We start from the raw sequence: 18,578 nt of genomic DNA on the forward strand, positions 1-18,578 counted from the left end.
CTGCAACTTTCGCAGCCGAGCCTCGTTGAACACTGAGCCGCTCACCGCCCCGAATGTGCGGAAATCTTTGCGTTTCCTGAGCACCCATGGCAAGGCTGCTTGCCGAAGGAGTTTCTTGCCTCATGCAGATGTCCACAATTGATTTCCGCCGCGCCCTGCTCTGCCTTGCCACAACGGGGCTGTGCCTCGCGGGAGCACCCGCTTCCGCCGCCAATCTGATGCCTTTCAAGGATGATCTCTTTTCCGGCCAGACCGTGCTGGAAAGCCGCGATAACGGCGATTTCCAGATTATCGACTATCAGGAAATGCGTGACATCAATGGGCGCGACCAGATCCCGGAGCGGCGCGTCAAGGCGCCCTACGTGTCTTCAGGCGTTCGCAAATATCAGAAGGATGAGACGCTGGATCTGGGCGCGGCAGGCAAGCTGGACGTCACCCGCACAGGCCCGGCGGATGGTGCCGCATTCACCGTGATTTTCATTCATGGCCGCGGCGGTGACCGGCGACTGGGATCCGATGACTACAAGTTCGGCGGCAATTTCAACCGGCTGAAAAATCTGGCAGTGGAAAATGGCGGCACCTATTATGCCCCGACGGTACGCTCGTTCGACAAGATGGGCGTGGATCAGATTGCCGCCCTGATCGAACAGGCGCACAACCGCTCTGGCGGCAAGCCGGTGGTGCTGGCCTGCGCGTCCATGGGCAGTTTCATCTGCTGGGGCATGACGCGAGAGGAACAGGCGGTGCGCGCCCTTTCCGGCATGGCGATCATGGGGGGCGCAACGGATCCCAATTTCACCACCAGTGCAGCTTTCCGCGCCAAACTACCGATCTGGTTCACCCATGGCAGCCGCGACAATGTCTATGCGGCGGGCGATCAAACCGGCCTTTACGAGCGGCTGCATCGCGGCGGCTATCCCACCAAATTCACATTGTTCCTCACCGGCACCCATGGCACGCCGGTCAGAATGACGGACTGGCGCGCCGTCCTGAACTGGCTTCTCCGGTAAGGCGTAAAAACACAAAATACACGCATGGCGATAAAACAGTCACTTTCCACAGTCAAACATGCGCAAAACGGCAGATTCTCCGCCATTCTTGCAGTTTTATGACAGAAATTAAGGGCGTTTTGCTCTTCTGCCTTGATTTAAGGCATGTTGCGTTGCAACTTGCCTCCTATTCTGTCACTGCTGTTTTTCAACGGAATTGGGTTGGGTTGGACGAAATATGACACCGGATGTACGCCCGCTTGTTGCGGGAAACTGGAAGATGAACGGCACGCGCGCCTCGCTGGACCAGATCAAGGCGATTGCCGAAGGGGTCAAGGGCCCGCTGTCTGAAAAGGTCGAAAGCCTCATCTGCCCACCGGCCACGCTGCTCTATGTGGCCACCGCGCTCTGCGAAGATAGCCCGCTCGCCATTGGCGGCCAGGATTGCCACCAGAACGCCGCCGGCGCCCATACGGGCGATATTTCAGCCGAAATGATTGCCGATTGCTTTGGCACGCATGTCATCGTCGGCCATTCCGAGCGCCGCACCGACCATGCCGAAACCGATCACCTGGTGCGCGCCAAGACCGAAGCCGCCCATGCCGCCGAGCTGGTGGCTATCGTCTGCATCGGTGAAACGGCAGATGAGCGCAAGCAGGGCCAGACGCTGGACATCCTCAAGCGCCAGCTCGCGGGCTCGCTGCCGGACAATGCCACTGCGGATAATACCGTTATTGCCTATGAACCGGTGTGGGCCATCGGAACGGGACTGACGCCGACCGCCAATGATGTCGCGGAAGCTCACGCCTTCATGCGTGCCGAACTGGTCAAGCGCTTCGGTGAAAACGGCCGGAAGATGCGCATTCTCTATGGCGGATCGGTGAAGCCGGGCAATGCGAAGGAACTGATGGGCGTGGCCAATGTCGATGGCGCGCTGATCGGCGGCGCCAGCTTGAAAGCGACCGACTTCCTCGCCATCTATGGGGCTTATTCCGAGCTTCTGGACTGATCCGGCCAGCCCCAAGGCCAGCAGGATCAGCAAAACGCCCCTGCAGTTTTCAGGAACTTGTTTCAGGGACTTGGGCAAAGGGGCTTTCTTTACGGCGGTTCCTCGTGTAGAGAGCCGCCGAATGCTTTTTTAGAACAGGCCCGATAAGGGCAGGATGGAAAATCCATGCAGACCGTATTGATCGTCATTCACCTCATGATCGTGATCGCGCTTGTCGGCGTCGTGCTGATTCAGCGTTCCGAAGGCGGCGGTCTCGGTATTGGCGGCGGTTCCGGTTTCATGTCGGCGCGCGGCACGGCCAATGCGCTGACCCGTACCACGGCCATTCTGGCCACGCTGTTCTTCATCACCTCGCTGGCGCTTGGCATTCTCTCCCGCTACGAATCGCGTCCGACCGATATTCTGGACCGCATTCCGAGCGGTCAGCAGGCGCCCGCCGGCAATATCCTCGATCAGCTTCCCGGCGCGCCGTCTCAGCCGGCAAACCCGGCCCAGCCCGCGGCTCCGGCGACCAATGGCGCAGCAACCCCTGCTCCGGCCGGAAATGCCGCAACGCCTGCTCCGGCACAGCCGGGTTCCGTACCGACGGGCAACTGATCGCCTGACCTTCCCTTCGCTCCGGCGGGCTTAAAAAACAGCCCGCCGGTTTTTCTTTGTGTGTATTTCCGTGGTCTGATGAAATTAGGACTGGCGGAATCGAATCTGAAACGGTATCCGGTGAAGCCCATGGCGCGATATGTATTCATCACTGGCGGCGTGGTTTCCTCTCTTGGTAAAGGAATTGCGGCCGCGGCACTCGGAGCATTGTTGCAGGCGCGGGGCTACCGCGTGCGCCTGCGCAAACTGGACCCCTATCTCAATGTCGATCCGGGCACGATGAGCCCGACGCAGCATGGCGAAGTCTTCGTGACCGATGACGGGGCGGAAACCGACCTCGACCTTGGCCATTACGAACGCTTCACGGGCCGTTCTGCCACCAAGACCGACAACATCACCACGGGTCGCATCTACAAGAACATCATCGACAAGGAACGGCGCGGCGATTACCTCGGCGCAACCGTGCAGGTCATTCCGCACGTCACAAACGAGATCAAGGACTTCATTATCGAAGGCAATGAAGACTATGATTTCGTGATCTGCGAAATCGGCGGCACGGTCGGCGATATCGAAGCCATGCCCTTCGTGGAGGCCATTCGCCAGCTTGGCAATGAGCTGCCGCGCGGCACCGCCGTTTACCTGCATCTGACGCTGATGCCCTATATTCCGGCGGCAGGCGAATTGAAGACCAAGCCCACCCAGCATTCCGTCAAGGAATTGCAGGCGCTCGGTATTCATCCCGACATTCTGCTGGTGCGGGCCGACCGGGAAATCCCGGAGGCTGAACGCCGCAAGCTGTCGCTGTTCTGCAATGTGCGGCCCTCAGCCGTCATCCAGGCGCTGGATGTGGCGAATATCTACGACGTGCCGATGGCCTATCACCGTGAAGGCCTCGACAACGAAGTGCTGGCGGCCTTCGGCATCGAACCCGCGCCCAAGCCGCGTCTCGATGCCTGGGAAGAGGTCTGCAACCGTATCCGCACGCCGGAAGGCGAAGTCACCATCGCCATCGTCGGCAAATATACCGGCCTGAAGGACGCCTATAAGTCGCTCATCGAGGCGCTTTACCATGGCGGCATCGCCAACAGGGTCAAGGTCAAGCTCGAGTGGATCGAGTCCGAAATTTTCGAAAAGGAAGACCCGGCGCCCTATCTCGAAAAGGTCAACGGCATTCTGGTGCCGGGCGGCTTTGGCGAGCGCGGTTCGGAAGGCAAGATCCTGGCGGCGCAGTTTGCCCGTGAACGCAAGGTGCCCTATTTCGGCATCTGCTTCGGCATGCAGATGGCCGTGGTGGAAGCAGCCCGCCATCTTGCCGGCATCGAAAAGGCCTCCTCCACCGAATTCGGCCCGACGGCGGAACCGGTGGTTGGCCTGATGACCGAATGGATGAAGGGCAATGAGCTCGAGAAGCGGTCCGCCTCCGGCAATCTCGGCGGCACCATGCGTCTCGGCGCTTATAAGGCCAGCCTGAAGAAAGGCTCGAAGATCGCCGAGGTCTATGGCTCGACTGAGATTTCCGAGCGCCACCGCCATCGCTACGAGGTCAATATCGATTATCGCGAGCGGCTGGAAGATTGCGGTCTGGTCTTTGCGGGCCTGTCGCCGGATGGTGTGCTGCCGGAAACGGTGGAATATCCCGATCATCCGTGGTTCATCGGTGTTCAGTACCATCCGGAACTGAAATCTCGCCCGCTGGAACCGCATCCGCTGTTCAAGAGCTTCATCGAAGCCGCTGTGGTGCGCAGCCGTCTGGTTTGAGTGATGTCAGAATTTGAAAAGCCCGCCGCTCGCAAGACCGGCGGGCTTTTTGTTGTTATTTATCCAGTTCTGCCGACTGCGCCCAGAGATTGATATCGGCCTCCTTGGCGTAGACCTCGATCTCGGCCAGTTCAGCCTCGGTGAAATCCAGCTTGTCGAGCGCCTTCACGCAATCCTCGATCTGCGACACGCGGGAAGCGCCAATCAGCGCCGAGGTGACGCGACCGCCGCGCAGCACCCAGGCAATGGCCATTTGCGCCAGCGTCTGCCCCCGCTTCTCGGCAATCTCGTTGAGCTTGCGGATATTGTCGATGATCTCGGGGCGGATGAAATCCTTCTTGAGGAAGTGGTTCTGCGCCGCACGGCTGTCTTCGGGAATGCCCTTCAGATATTTGGTGGTCAGCATGCCCTGCGCCAGCGGCGAGAAGACGATGGAGCCCATGCCCACCTCGTCCAGCGTATCGAGCAGCGTGTCATCCTCCACCCAGCGGTTCAGCATGGAATAGCTGGGCTGGTGGATCAGAAGCGGCGTACCGAGCTCCTTCATGATGGCGACGGCTTCGCGGGTGCGCTGGGAATTATAGGAGGAAATACCAACATAAAGCGCCCTGCCCGACCGCACGATATGGTCCAGCGCACCGCAGGTTTCCTCCAGCGGCGTTTCCGGATCGAACCGGTGAGAGTAGAAAATATCGACATAATCCAGCCCCATGCGCTTCAGGCTCTGGTCGCAGGAAGAGATCAGATATTTGCGACTGCCCCATTCTCCGTAAGGCCCCGGCCACATGTGATAGCCTGCCTTGGAGGAAATGATCAGCTCATCGCGAAGGCCCGCAAAATCGGTTTTCAGAATTTCGCCGAAGGCCAGCTCCGCCGAACCCGGCAGCGGGCCGTAATTGTTGGCGAGATCGAAATGGGTAATGCCGAGATCGAAGGCGCGGCGGCACATGTCGCGCTTCAACTGATGCGGCGTGTCATCGCCGAAATTGTGCCAGAGGCCAAGCGAAATGGCCGGGAGCTTCAGGCCGCTCTTGCCGCAGCGGTTATAGATCATCCGTTCATAGCGATTTTCGGCAGCTTGCCAGGACATGGGGATTCCTCCGTTTTATCGGGCGGGATCTGGGAGCCTCCCGCCGCGGCTGATGTTTTCGACTGAATGAGTCGAGAATACAAGAGCACCGGCCCGCTTTTGCGAGCCGGTGCTCTTTCAATGCGTCAGCAATATCTTACTTCAGCAGCGCCCGCGCCTCTAACTCGCCAAGGGCAGCCGGCTGGGTGCAGGTGGTGGAAAGCGTGATGAACTCGCCCGTTTCCCCGGACTTGAGGATAGAGGTCATTACATCGACGCCATGCAGCGCCCGGTCCAGCGAGCAGCGTGCATCCCGGCCCTCAAGGATAGCCACCGCCATGTCGGCAAGGCCTGCCGTGCGGTAATTGGCGCGGGGGCCATGAGGGCTTTCCTGGTTGTTGATGCCGAAGGGGTGATCCCAGCCGTCAAGCGGCTGAATATCCTTGTTGCGGCCCGAGGCCTCGACCGTGCCGCCGAAGAAGTTGGGATCCGGCACGAACAGCGAACCCTCGGTGCCATAGAGCTCCATGTTGGCATGGCGATGCGACCAGACATCCCAGCTTGCCGAAAGCGTGATGGTCGCGCCGCTCACGAACTCCAGCAGAGCATGGATATTGGTCGGCGTCTTCACCGGGATGACCTCGCCATTGCGCGGTTCGCTGGTGATGGTGCGCGTTTCGCTGGCCATGGAGGTCAACGCGCCGACGCGCTTCACCGGCCCGATCAGGTTGATGAGGTTGGCGATGTAGTAAGGTCCAAGATCCAGAATCGGCCCGCCACCCGGCAGGAAGAAGAAATCCGGATTGGGATGCCACATTTCCATGCCAGGGCTCATCACATGGCAGGTGCCGGAGGTGATGCGGCCCACGCCGCCCTGATCGATATAGCGCCGTGCCAGTTGATGCGCCCCGCCCAGAAACGTATCCGGCGCGCAGCCGACGGAAAGGTTCTTTGCCTTGGCAAGGCGGCGCAGATCCTCCCCTGCCTCGAGGCTCAGAACCAGCGGCTTTTCGGAATAGACATGCTTGCCTGCTTCCAGCGCCTGTTTGGAAACGGGATAATGCGCATCCGGAATGGTCAGGTTGACCACCACATGCACATCCGGATTGGCGAGAAGCTCCGGCACGGTCTGGGCCTTTACGCCAAATTCGGCGGCGCGGGCCTCTGCCGCCGCCATGTTGAGATCGCTGCAGGCCACCACTTTCAACCCCTTGAAGAGGGGCGCAAGCGTGAAATATGCCGCAGAGATATTGCCGCATCCGATGATGCCGACACCAAGTTCACCAGTCATGGGAGAATATCCTGATAGGTTTCAGTAGGATTTGAAGGAAGCGGCGGAGCGGTCGATCAGCCGGTTGATATCGTTCGGATTGTCATGCTCGACGATGAAATGCTTGACGTTCAGCTTGCGCAGCGCAGGCGTCAGCGTCTTCCAGTCCACGGTGCCGTGACCGACATCGGCCCAGCCGTCTTCATCGGCATTCTCGCCGGCAGGGGCGATATCCTTCACATGCACGGCAGTGATGCGGTCGCCGTAGCGCTCGATCCAGTCGGAGGGATTGGCAAGACCGCGAATGACCCAAGCGATGTCGGCCTCCCATTTGAGGCTGGGTCCGCCCGCGAAAATCTGGTCCTGCGGGGTAGAGCCATCGGCCAGCGCCACGAATTCGAAATCATGATTATGCCAGCCGAAGGTCAAACCAGCATCAACGATGGGCTTACCGGCCTTTTCCAGCCGTTGGCCGAAAGCATGCCAGCCTGCGGCGTCATTGGGACGTTGGTCGGGCATGAGATAGGGGCAATAAATCGCCTCGATCCCGAGGGTGCGGGCGATGGACAGCGCCTTTTGCGGCTCCTTCTCCAGCATGTCGAGGCTGAAATGGGCAGTAGGCATGGTCAGACCGTTCCGGTCCAGATCATCCTTCAGGGCCTTCAGCCCGGCCTCGTCGGCTTCGGCGTAGAGCACGCCATAGCCTTCCACATGGGTGTAACCGGCCTTTTTCAGTTTCGGGAAAATATGGGAAAAGGGCTGAAAATTGCGTGCGCTGTAAAGTTGAAAACCAAGAGCGGACATGGGGGGACTCCTCCTCAGGAAAGCCTGCCGGGGAATTTCCGGCAGGTATAATACCAAGGCTCGAAGATGCTAACGCATCCTCGCCTTGAAGGGATTTCGAATATCTCAATTGCGTCAAATGCTTGAGATATTCGAAAGTGGAATACGAAGAGTCATTTTCAATGACTCTTCGTATAAGAACCAAACTCAGCCCAGCGCCTGGCAGGACTGAAGATCGTAAAGGGTGAATTGCGGCACCACACCGCCCTCCAGCGGCGATTGCGGCGTGAAGATGATTCTGCGGCTTTCATCCGCCGCCAGATCGAAGGCATTGTCGCTGTAGCGACCCGGTATCCGGCTTTCGATCATCACGAAGAGCGCGAGACCGGTGGCGGAAACGGTCAGTTCCACCGAACCATTTTCCAGCATCCGGCTCGTCAGGCTGACACCCGAGGGCTGCAAGTCCAACGTCTTGTAGCTCACCGGAGCATAATGCCCCTCGCCCGTCATGCCGTTTCCGGCGGTGAAACTCCAGCCGACCAGGCTTGCCTCCGGCAGATCGGCAAGCGCGATGCTGGCAATGATCTCCGCCCGATCCGGCGGGCAGCGGCCCTTGGCGGCCTTCAGGCAGATCTGCTTGCCTTGCAGGGTGAGCGCGAAGATATCGATTTCCATGTCCACCGCCTCGGCGGTATCGTTGACCATGGAAAAATCGATCGTGCGGCCATCTTCCTTCGGAATGGCCGCCACCGTTACCGGCTGGAAGAAGCGCCGCACCATGTAATGCATGGCTTTCCAGTTGCCGCCATAATCGAGGCTGGACCAGGAGGCGACGGGCCATGTGTCGTTGAGCTGCCAATAGAGCGTGCCCATGCAGTGCGGCTTCAGCGAGCGCCAATATTCCACCGCCGTCTTGATCGCCAGCCCCTGCTGGATCTGGCTGAGATAGACGAAATTGGCGAAATCCTTGGGAAAGCGGAAATAGCGGAACATGGTGCCGGCAATGCGCTCATTGCCACCGGCATTCTTCTGGTGCAGTTCGATCACCGGCGAGGCGATGTTCATATCCTTCGCCTCGGCAAAGCTCTCGATAACCGGCAGCGAGGTATAGGACTGGAAGCCGAATTCCGAGCAGAAGCGCGGGCGCACGGAACGATAATTGTCGAAGCTCTTGTTCTCGTGCCAGACGGACCAGTAATGCATGTCGCCGGAGCCATCGGCATGCCAGGCATCGCCGTAATCCAGATAGCCGGAAGCGGGGCTTGACGGCCACCAGATGGCCTGCGGAAAGGCCCGTTTGACGCCCTGCTCTATCACCCGGTTCAGCCGGTCATAGGCCACCAGATAGCGGTCCCGGTTGGTGCGGCTTTCCTCGAACCAGGTGAGCGCGCCGACCAGTTCGTTATCGCCGCACCAGAGCGCGATGGAGGGATGCGATTGCAGGCGGCGGACCTGATAATCGACCTCCACAGCGACATTTTCCAGAAAATCCTCCGAGCAGGGATAGAGATTGCAGGCAAACATGAAATCCTGCCAGACCATCAGACCCAGCCGGTCGCAGAGCGCGTAGAACCAGTCCGCCTCATAAAAGCCGCCACCCCAGACGCGGATCATGTTCATATTGGCGTCTTTGGCGGATTGCAGCAGATCTTCCACCTTTGATGCATCAGAGCGCGAATAAAGAGCATCGGCAGGGATCCAGTTGGCGCCCCGGCAGAAGATTTCCCGTCCGTTGACCTTCAGGGCAAAACGGCTGCCCACCTCATCCGCATCGGTCAGAAGCTCGACAGTACGAAGGCCGATGCGCTTTTCAACGGTTGCGCCCGGTACCGAGACCCTGAGATCGTAGAGCGCCTGCTCCCCGCTGCCGGATGGCCACCAAAGACGCGGATGATCCACCTCGAACACATGGGTGATCACCGTTTCACCGGCATTGATGCCGCAATCCAGCCGTACCCGCTCGCCTTCCAGCTCGAAATGCACTGGCACCACGGCAGGCTCGCGGGCATAAAGGGTCGCCTTCACGGTCACATCCACGCGACCTTCCGCATGGTGCAACTGGCTGACCTCGACATGCTCGATGCGTGCCGGATCGAGTTTGCATATAGCAATGCGGCCATAAAGCCCGAGCGGGGCGATGGCGATATTCCAGTCCCAGCCGAAATGGCATTGCGGCTTGCGCAGCATATTGCCATTGGCAATCGGCGAATTACCGGGGTGGTAGGGAATATAAAACGGCTGGCGCGCCTGCCGCTCGGCACCGGCCTTGATGGATGAATGGATAACGATGCGGATGGTGTTTTCACCGGGCTGAAGCGCCTCGGAAATATCCGGACGATAGCGGCGGAAGCAATTATCCGCCGACAGAACCGGAATGCCGTTGATGAAGACCACCGCCACCGTATCGAGATTATCGACATCCAGATACCAGCCGCCATCGACATGATCGAGGCTGAACGTTCGTGTCAGCACCCAGTCTTCATGGGCGACCCATTGCACAACCTCCTCATTGCGCCCGAAATAGGGATCGGGAATAATGCCTGCAGCATGAAGCGCCGAGTGCACATCGCCGGGCAGAGGGATTTCGCAAGAATGGTCTCCGCCCGTCGTGGCAAGGCCCCAGCGGCCGGAAAGATCAAGATCATTGGGCATGGGGGCTGCCTCCTTCTCGTGTCTCAAATCCGCTCTTCCGTCCCCGCATCGAAAAGCGAGGCGACCGACATGTCGAAGGCAAGGCGAACCTTGCTGCCCGGCGCATAGCGGCGGGTTCCAGCAATGCGGACGGAAATGACCTGCCCGGCAAGCTTCAGCCATAACAGGTTGTCGGCGCCCATCGGCTCCTCGATATCCACCACGGCTTCATGCGCCTCCTGCCCCGGCGCAATATCGCCATCGACGGCGATATGTTCCGGGCGCACGCCGAGCACCACTTTTTGACCGGGGGCCAGCGGTGTTTCCGCCGTATAGCCATCCAGCGAAAATTCCTGGCCGCCAACGATAAAGACCAGCCTGCCGCCACGCTCAACCACGTCGCCCCGGAAGAAGTTCATCGACGGTGAGCCGATGAAGCCCGCGACGAAGAGGTTTTTCGGGCGGTTATAGATCGTCATCGGATCGGCAAGCTGCTGGATCACGCCGCCCTTCATGATGGCGATGCGGTCGGCCAGCGTCAGCGCCTCGATCTGGTCATGCGTTACATAGATCATGGTGTTTTTCAGCGACTGATGCAGCCGCTTGATTTCCACGCGAAGCTCCGAGCGCAGCTTGGCATCGAGGTTGGAAAGAGGCTCGTCGAAGAGAAACACATCGACATCGCGCACCAGCGCCCGGCCGATGGCCACGCGCTGGCGCTGGCCGCCGGAAAGGGCAGCGGGCTTGCGCTTCAGCAGCGGGCCGATCTGCAAAATTTCGGCAGCTCGCGCCACGCGCTTTTCAATATCGGCCTTCGGCACCTTGGCCACTTCAAGGCCAAAGCACAGGTTCTTCTCCACCGTCATCTGCGGATAGAGCGCATAGGACTGGAACACCATGCCGATGCCGCGATCCTTGGGCTCTTCCCAGGTGACATTGCGGCCCTTGATGAAGATCTGCCCTTCCGACACATCGAGCAGGCCCGCGATACAATTGAGCAAAGTGGACTTGCCGCAGCCGGAAGAGCCGAGCAGAACCAGAAACTCGCCGTCATTGATATCGAGGTTCAGGTCTTTCAGCACCGTGACGGCGCCGAAATTCAGCGAAAGGTCTCGAATGGATACACTGGTATTCATGGATTATCCCTTCACAGCACCGGCAGCGATGCCGCGGACGAAAAGACGCCCGGAAATGAAATAGACGATGAGGGGAACGGCGCCGGTCAGGATCGTGGCGGCCATGTTGACGTTATATTCCTTCACGCCCTGCACCGAATTGACGATGTTGTTGAGCTGCACCGTCATCGGATAGGTATCGGGCCGCGTGAAGACGACGCCGAACAGGAAGTCGTTCCAGATGCCGGTCACTTGCAGGATCATGGCCACCACGAAGATCGGCAGCGACATGGGCAGCATGATCCGGAAATAGATCTGCCAGAAGCCTGCGCCGTCGATGCGTGCCGCCTTGAACAATTCCTCCGGCAGCGATGCAAAGTAATTGCGGAATAACAGCGTCAGGATCGGCATGCCGAAAATGGTGTGCACGATCACCAGACCCGTCAGCGTGCCGTAAATGCCGATTTCGCGGAGCAGGATGACGATCGGATAGATCATCACCTGATAGGGAATGAAGGCGCCGATGACAAGGATGGAGAAGAACAGTTCCGCGCCCTTGAACTTCCAGTTGGCCAGCGCATAGCCGCTGACGGAGGCAATGATGATCGACACCAGCACCGACGGCACGAGAATGCGCACCGAATTCCAGAAGCCGCGCGAAAGACCGTCGCAGTTGAGGCCCGTGCAGGCCTCAGCCCAGGCCTTCACCCAGGGCTCGAAGGTGATTTCCATGGGCGGGGAAAAGATGTTGCCCATCCGGATTTCCGGCATGCCCTTCAGCGAGGTCACGACCATCACGTAAAGCGGCAGCAGGTAATAGGCGGCGGCCACGAACAACAGGCCATAGAGAATGATGTTACGCCGGGACAGGATCGGCTTCGGCTTGCGCCCGCTCGGGCCCTCGCCCAGCCGGGATTTCGCAGGATCGAGGCCGGCGGCGACCGAATTGAGTGCGGAGTGATCAGCCACGCTTCTTCCCTCCAAATTCCAGATAGGCCCAGGGAATGATGATGATGGCGACGGTGAGCAGCATCATGGTGGAGGCGGCGAAGCCCTGCCCCAGGTTCTGCGCCTGGAACATGTAGTCATAGACATATTTCGCGGGCACTTCCGAAGCGATGCCGGGGCCGCCGCTGGTCTGGGCGACGACGAGATCGTAAACCTTGACGATGCCGCTGGCGATGATGACCAGCGTGGTGATGAACACCGGGCGCATCATCGGAATGATGATGAAGAGATAGGTTCGCCACATCGGGATGCCATCGACGCGGGCAGCCTTCCAGATGTCTTCATCAATGCCACGCAGGCCCGCCAGCATCAGGCACATGACCAGCCCCGTGCCCTGCCAGAGCCCGGCAATCAGGATGCCGTAGATGACGATGGAAGGATTATAGAGCGGATCGAAGGTAAAGTCCGTAAAGCCCAGCGAACGCACGACGGACTGGATGCCGAATTCCGGATTGAGCACCCATTGCCAGACCAGACCGGTGACGATGAAGGACAGCGCAAAGGGATAGAGAAAAATCGTGCGGAAGACATTCTCGAAACGGATCTTCTGATCCATCAGCGCCGCCAGCACGAAGCCGATGACCAGGCTGAAAATCAGCGAAAGAATGCCGTAGATCGCCAGATTCTGGATCGAGACGATCCAGCGGGCGGACGCCCACAAGCGATCATATTGATCGAGGCCGACGAAATTCAGCCGCGGCAGGAGCTTGGAATTGGTAAAGGAATAAACCACCGTCCAGACACTGCCGCCGAGAAAGACGACCAGCGCGATCAGGATCATGGGAATGGAAGCAATCTTTGCATTGAGATTGCGAAATAACTGGTTGGGTCTGCCGGTCCGGCCCGTGGCCGCCATGGGAGCCTCCTTCTCTCATCGCAACAGCATGCCTTTCGCCATGAGGAACCGTGCGGCAGGCCCATGTAAACGGACCCGCCGCAGCGCACTCCTCAGGTGAGCAAACTGTCAGTCCGCGCTGCTGATGATCTCGGCAAAGCGCTTCTGCGCGGCATCCGCCGTCATCGACGGATTGGCGAAGAATTGCGAGAACAGATCTTCCTTCTGCTTCTGCGTATCGGCAGAGAGCAACTGGTCGGTGCTGATCAATGCATTGCCCTTGGCCACAATGGCAAGGCCCTTCTTCATGCAGTCATTGGCGGATGCAAGATCGACGTCACCGCGAATGGGCAGCGACCCCTTCTTGAGGTTGAAGGCCACCTGCGCTTTCGGGCTGACGATGGTGGAGGCCAGCACTTCCTGGGCCTTCGCCTTCTCTTTGTCCTTCAACAGCGGGAAATAGAAGGCATCGCCACCGGTGGTGATGTAATCGCTGAGGCCGAGGCCGGGAAGGCAGCTGTAATCCTTTCCTGCCGTCTGTCCGGCAAGCTGGAATTCGCCCTGCGCCCAGTCACCCATGATCTGTCCGCCAGCCTTGCCGGTGATGACGAGGTTGGTCGCCTGGTTCCAGTCCTGAACATTGCTGCCCTTGGCCATGTCACGGGCGTCGGCGGCGGCCTTGAAGACCTTCGCCATATCGGCGCCGCCTGCTGCATCGGCGTCCTTATCCTTGTAGACCTTCATGTAAAGGTCCTTGCCGCCCAAAGACAGCGCCAGCGTGTCGAAGAGACCACTGGCCTGCCAGGGCTGCCCGCCGAGCGCCAGCGGCTGGATACCGGCCTTCTTCAGCGCAGGCGCCGCGGCCACGAAGTCATTCCAGTTTTTCGGCACATCGACGCCAGCCTTCTTGAAGGCCTCGTTGGACAGCCAGAGCCATTGCCAGCTGTGGATATTCACCGGCGCGCAATAGATCTTGCCATCGATGGTGCAGCTATCCAGCAGGCTTGCCGGCTTGATGACCTCTTTCCACTTTTCCTTGGTGGCAAGATCGGTCAGGTCACGCATCAGACCTGCTTCCACCAGTTCCTGCGCCTGACGGCCATGGTTGAACTGGGTGGCCCCCATCGGATCGCCGCCGGTAATCCGGCTGATCATGATGGGACGGGCAGTACCGCCGGACCCGGCAATGGCGCCATCCACCCATTTATTGCCCGTGGCATCGAAAGCCTTGGCCAGTTCCTTAACGGCGGCGGCCTCACCCCCCGAGGTCCACCAGTGTGTCACTTCCAGATCTGTCGCGCTGGCCGCACCGAAAGGCACGGCGACGCTGGCTGCCAGAACAGCCGCGATGCACCGGAAATTCATTGAGTCTCCTCCCTCACTGAAACGTTGCCGGAAAAACCTACGGCAAAGTGAAAGCCCACGCAACCACCGGCTTACATTTTTTTAGTCATGATTTTTTCGGGAAGAACAAAGGGCGAAACCAGAAGCAAATTCGCCTTCAAAACTGGCGAATTTGCACCGCATCAATCCGAAATCCGCATAAAAATCAGTCATTTTTGCCCATACCTTCGCCACAGCCTTCGGCGGCGCAATATGTTTTTCAGAGGAAAATCCTCCAAAAGTTGTAGGCAAACGCGTCAAATTCAGGCATCACAATAACTGTATCGTTTCAGTTTTTTCCGGGCGAAAACACCGCAACTGTCAAAACGTCCCCTTGGACAAGAAGACGGAAGAGGAGTTTTCAGAAAAATTGGGAGCATCCCATCTGAAAATGCGTAAAAAGACAGATCTGGATCGCTTGGCGTTTCCGTAACGGGCCAAGAAATCCAGTCTCCAGCAAAACCGCCTTGCGACGGAATACCCATGGACGACGATCTGAAGCATACCGCCCCATCCCGCGAACGCCCGACACTGAAGACGATCGCCTTCATGACCGGGCTTGGCATCACCACGGTTTCCCGCGCACTCAAGGATGCGCCGGATATCGGTGCCGAAACCAAGGAGCGAGTTCGCATGGTGGCGCGGCAGGTGGGCTACCAGCCCAACCGCGCCGGGGTGCGCCTCAGAACCGGCAAGACCAATGTCATCGCCTTGGTGCTCAGCATCGACGAGGAAATCATGGGCTTCAGCAGCCAAATTATCTTCGGGATCTCGGAGGTGCTGTCAGGCACGCCTTACCATGTGGTTGTCACCCCACACTCTCACAGCAAGGACCCCATGCTGCCGGTTCAATATATCCTGGAAACCGGATCAGCGGATGGCGTGATCATCTCCCGCACCGAGCCGGACGATCCGCGCGTGCGACTTTTGACCGAACGCGGCATGCCGTTCGCCACCCATGGGCGCACGGCGTCCGGCCTTGTCCACCCGTTCCATGATTATGACAATGAAGCCTTTGCCCGGCAGGCCGTGGAGCAACTGGTGAAGCGTGGCCGCAAGCGCATCGCCCTGCTGCCGCCGCCGGAAAAGCTCACCTATTACCGCCACACCCGCGACGGCTTCGTGGCCGGGCTGCGCGCCTGCGGCGCAACGGAGGTGCCGGTCACGATCAACATCGATGCCCCGCTGGAGCAAATCCGCAATGCCATCGAGGCGCTGATGCGCGCACCCGATGCGCCGGACGGGATCATTGCCTCAGCCGGCAGTGCGGCCATCGCCGTCAATGCCGGGATCGAAGCCGCAGGCAAGATGACGGGGCGCGATCTCGATCTCGTCTCCAAGCAATCTGTGCCGATCCTCTCCTGGATCACCCCCGGCATCATTACCGCCACGGAAGACTTCCGCCATGCGGGCCGCGAACTCGCCAAGGCTGTCATTGCCAGTATCGACGGCATCAGCCCCGATATGCTGCAAAGCATCAGCCAGCCGGTCTGGGGATAAGAGCCGCGCTCAAAGCGCGACGGAAAGACCGTCCCGGGCGATCACCAGCGGGCCGTTCCACACCGGCGCAAGGGCGCGGCGCCAATCCTCCTCGCTAAAGGCGGGATCATCCGCCGGAATGAGGTGGTTCAACACCAATGTCCGCACCCCCGCCTCAGCCGCGATGCGTCCGGCATCCGCCGCCAGCGTATGCGAGGCATGGAGATGTTCGCGCAGCCTTGCGCCATTGCCGGTGCGGGCAATGATGCTTTCCACTCCCTCCGGCAGCATGGCTTCATGCACCAGCAGATCGGCACCGGCGGCAAAATCCGCCAGCGGCGGAAAGAAGGCCGTATCGGCGGAGAGCACAACGGTTTTCAGCCCATCGGAGAAGCGAAGGGCAAAACACTCCGTCACCGGGGGATGATCGACACGGAGAGCGATGACCGTGAGCCCAGCTTCCGAAAAGACTGGCCCTTCGCCATATTCGATGATCTTGACCAGGCTCGAAAGATCCGGCCTGCCCTCATCCTCGATGCGGGTACGGATGTCATAGTCGAGCGAGGCGAGAAATCCCTGCCAGACCTGCCGCGTTCCCGCCGGACCATAGAGGTGGACAGGCGATGCAAGGCCTGTCGTCCAGGCCGTATGCAACAAAGGCCCAAGCTCCAGAACATGATCGGAATGCAAGTGCGTGATGAAGATCAGATCCAATTGCTTGAGCGACAGCCCGGTCTCCACCAGCCCCCGTGTGACGCCAAGGCCGCAATCGATAACGATCTGCCGCCCTGCAAGGGAGAGCAGCATGGAGGTGGGGTTAGGGCCGCCTGGACGGATGGCGGGGCCACCCTTGCTGCCGAGAATGGTGAGGGTATCGGACATCGGCTTCATCTTTTCAGCTTGATGAATAAAGCACGTTGCGGCTTATCAGCCTCATGCAACGTGCTTTACATTCTTGTTTTAACGCATGTCGTTATCGCAAAACCGCTGCACACTTTTGCGCGACATGCTGCAACCTCTGTGTTGTCCTTCGGCCACCCTCGGGCTTGACACGAGGATCCATGGTTTCAACGACTTATGAACGGTCGGATCAAGCCCGACCATGACCGAGGAGAGGTTGCGGCCCTTTTGTCCGCAGTCTGAGCCCCGCTAAAACAGCGGGGCTCTCCGTCATCACCACAAAATCTATTAGTAGATGGCCGCACCCGAGCCCCATGGGCCGTGGTGATAATCCTTGCCGTCCACACGGTCGAAACCATGGGCGCCGAAGAAATCGCGCTGGGCCTGGATCAGGTTGGCCGTGCCGCGTGCCCGGCGATAGGTATCAAAATAGGCAAGGGCGGAAGAGAGCGCCGGAACCGGAATACCGGAAAGAGCGGCGTACGAGACTACACGGCGCAGCGATGCATCCGTATCCTTCACCATCTGCGAGAAGGCCGGGGTGACGATCAGGTTGGCCACATCCGGCTGCTTGGTGAAGGCGGAGGTGATTTCATCAAGGAACTGCGAGCGGATAATGCAGCCTGCGCGCCAGATGCGGGCAATGGTCGGCATGGGAAGCGACCAGCCATTTTCCTTGGAAGCAGCGGCCATGACGGCGAAGCCCTGGGCATAGGCGGCGATCTTGGCAGCCAGCAGCGCATTTTCCAGATCGGCGAGGAAGGCCATGCCGTCATGCGGCTTGTCCGCCGGGGCGGGCAGGCCGAAAATCTTTTCCGCAGCCTCGCGCTCGGCCTTCTGCGACGACAGCACGCGGCCTGCCACAGCGGCCTCGATACCGGTTGCCGCAACGCCCATGTTCTGCGCTTCGATGGCGGACCACTTGCCGGTGCCCTTCTGGCCGGCGGCGTCAACGATCATGTCGACCATGGCATTGCCGGTGATCGGATCATTGGCCTTCAACACCTTTTCGGTAATCTCGATCAGGTAGGAGTTCAGACGCCCCGTATTCCACTGGCCGAACACACCGCCAATGTCCTGGGCGCTCATGCCGAGACCGTCGCGCAGAATGCCATAGATTTCGGCAATCATCTGCATGTCGGCATATTCGATGCCGTTATGAATGGTCTTGACGAAATGGCCCGCACCGTCGGTGCCGAGCCAGGCCACGCAGGGGTCGCCATTGAATTTGGCGGAAATCGAGGTCAGCACCTTTTCAACGCGCTTCCAGCTCTCTTCCGTGCCGCCCACCATGATGGAAGGGCCGTGACGTGCGCCCTCTTCCCCACCGGAAACGCCCATGCCGATGAAGGTCAGGCCGGAGCCCTTGAGATGGTCGAAACGGCGGATCGTATCGCGGAAATTGGTGTTGCCAGCGTCGATCAGAATGTCATTGGCTTCCAGATAGGGCTTCAACTGCTCCATCTGCTGGTCCACGGCATCACCGGCCTTGATCATGATGATGATCGGGCGCGGCGGGCGAATGGCAGCCACGAACTCCTTGATGGTTTCGCAGCCAATGATGTTGGCGGCAAGATCGCCCGCTTCGCCGAGAAATTCCTTGGTGCGCGCCGGCGTGCGATTGAAAACCGCAATGCGGTTGCCTTTCTCGGCAATGTTGAGCGCCAGGTTGGACCCCATGACGCCGAGACCGATCAGTCCGATTTCCGCTTGTTGCATATTCATGCTCCAATATTTTTTTACCAAGGAAGG

Annotated in this window: 15 protein-coding genes; 5 read left to right on the forward strand and 10 right to left on the reverse strand. The window is 59.3% G+C overall.

All coding sequences use genetic code 11. The features are described 5' to 3' along the window. Positions 1-122: 122 nt before the first annotated feature. From QO005_RS00805 to pyrG, 4 genes are all read left to right on the forward strand, one after another. Positions 123-1,010: an alpha/beta hydrolase gene (locus QO005_RS00805; protein WP_307156074.1), complete on the forward strand. Its 888-nt coding sequence runs from the start codon at positions 123-125 to the stop codon at positions 1,008-1,010. A gap of 217 nt (positions 1,011-1,227) precedes the next feature. Beyond that, on the forward strand, positions 1,228-1,998 hold the full coding sequence (gene tpiA / locus QO005_RS00810; protein ID WP_307156075.1) for a triose-phosphate isomerase: 771 nt from the start codon (positions 1,228-1,230) through the stop codon (positions 1,996-1,998). Between the two features lie 165 nt (positions 1,999-2,163). Next, entirely contained in the window at positions 2,164-2,595 is a 432-nt protein-coding gene (gene secG, locus QO005_RS00815) for a preprotein translocase subunit SecG (RefSeq protein WP_307156076.1), read from the forward strand. 120 nt (positions 2,596-2,715) lie between these two features. Then, on the forward strand, positions 2,716-4,353 hold the full coding sequence (gene pyrG / locus QO005_RS00820) for a CTP synthase (protein WP_307156566.1): 1,638 nt from the start codon (positions 2,716-2,718) through the stop codon (positions 4,351-4,353). A gap of 55 nt (positions 4,354-4,408) precedes the next feature. Here pyrG and mgrA read toward each other — a convergent pair whose 3' ends face one another. The 8 genes from mgrA to QO005_RS00860 all read right to left on the reverse strand — a co-directional run bounded on the left by mgrA (position 4,409) and on the right by QO005_RS00860 (position 14,429). Continuing rightward, positions 4,409-5,443 (reverse strand): L-glyceraldehyde 3-phosphate reductase, encoded by a 1,035-nt coding sequence (gene mgrA / locus QO005_RS00825; RefSeq protein WP_307156077.1) that lies wholly within the window; start codon positions 5,441-5,443, stop codon positions 4,409-4,411. A gap of 136 nt (positions 5,444-5,579) precedes the next feature. Then, positions 5,580-6,713, reverse strand: coding sequence for a Gfo/Idh/MocA family protein (locus QO005_RS00830; protein ID WP_307156078.1), 1,134 nt, complete (start codon positions 6,711-6,713; stop codon positions 5,580-5,582). A 21-nt stretch (positions 6,714-6,734) separates the two neighbouring features. Continuing rightward, a complete protein-coding gene (locus QO005_RS00835; RefSeq protein ID WP_307156079.1) occupies positions 6,735-7,496 on the reverse strand; it encodes a sugar phosphate isomerase/epimerase family protein in 762 nt (253 codons plus the stop codon). 186 nt (positions 7,497-7,682) lie between these two features. Continuing rightward, complete coding sequence (locus QO005_RS00840; RefSeq protein WP_307156080.1) at positions 7,683-10,127, reverse strand: beta-mannosidase; 2,445 nt, start codon at positions 10,125-10,127, stop codon at positions 7,683-7,685. Between the two features lie 23 nt (positions 10,128-10,150). Further along, positions 10,151-11,242 carry an ABC transporter ATP-binding protein gene (locus QO005_RS00845; protein WP_307156081.1) on the reverse strand — a complete coding sequence of 364 codons (1,092 nt, stop codon included), beginning with the start codon at positions 11,240-11,242 and terminating at the stop codon, positions 10,151-10,153. A 3-nt stretch (positions 11,243-11,245) separates the two neighbouring features. Next, positions 11,246-12,190 (reverse strand): carbohydrate ABC transporter permease, encoded by a 945-nt coding sequence (locus tag QO005_RS00850; protein ID WP_307156082.1) that lies wholly within the window; start codon positions 12,188-12,190, stop codon positions 11,246-11,248. Beyond that, entirely contained in the window at positions 12,183-13,085 is a 903-nt protein-coding gene (locus QO005_RS00855) for a carbohydrate ABC transporter permease (RefSeq protein WP_307156083.1), read from the reverse strand. Before QO005_RS00855 ends, QO005_RS00850 begins: the two co-directional genes overlap by 8 nt. A gap of 108 nt (positions 13,086-13,193) precedes the next feature. After that, positions 13,194-14,429 carry an ABC transporter substrate-binding protein gene (locus QO005_RS00860; RefSeq protein ID WP_307156084.1) on the reverse strand — a complete coding sequence of 412 codons (1,236 nt, stop codon included), beginning with the start codon at positions 14,427-14,429 and terminating at the stop codon, positions 13,194-13,196. A gap of 501 nt (positions 14,430-14,930) precedes the next feature. Between QO005_RS00860 and QO005_RS00865 the strand changes: the two genes are divergently transcribed. Next, positions 14,931-15,947, forward strand: coding sequence for a LacI family transcriptional regulator (locus QO005_RS00865; protein WP_307156085.1), 1,017 nt, complete (start codon positions 14,931-14,933; stop codon positions 15,945-15,947). A gap of 9 nt (positions 15,948-15,956) precedes the next feature. On the opposite strand, the gene QO005_RS00870 is transcribed toward QO005_RS00865, so the two are convergent. Both QO005_RS00870 and gnd read right to left on the reverse strand, forming a co-directional pair. After that, on the reverse strand, positions 15,957-16,808 hold the full coding sequence (locus QO005_RS00870; protein ID WP_307156086.1) for an MBL fold metallo-hydrolase: 852 nt from the start codon (positions 16,806-16,808) through the stop codon (positions 15,957-15,959). Positions 16,809-17,114: 306 nt separating this feature from the next. Next, positions 17,115-18,572: an NADP-dependent phosphogluconate dehydrogenase gene (gene gnd / locus QO005_RS00875; RefSeq protein ID WP_307156087.1), complete on the reverse strand. Its 1,458-nt coding sequence runs from the start codon at positions 18,570-18,572 to the stop codon at positions 17,115-17,117. Positions 18,573-18,578 lie beyond the last annotated feature (6 nt).

Origin of the sequence: Allorhizobium paknamense (assembly GCF_030815125.1) — a bacterium.
Classification (GTDB): domain Bacteria; phylum Pseudomonadota; class Alphaproteobacteria; order Rhizobiales; family Rhizobiaceae; genus Allorhizobium; species Allorhizobium paknamense.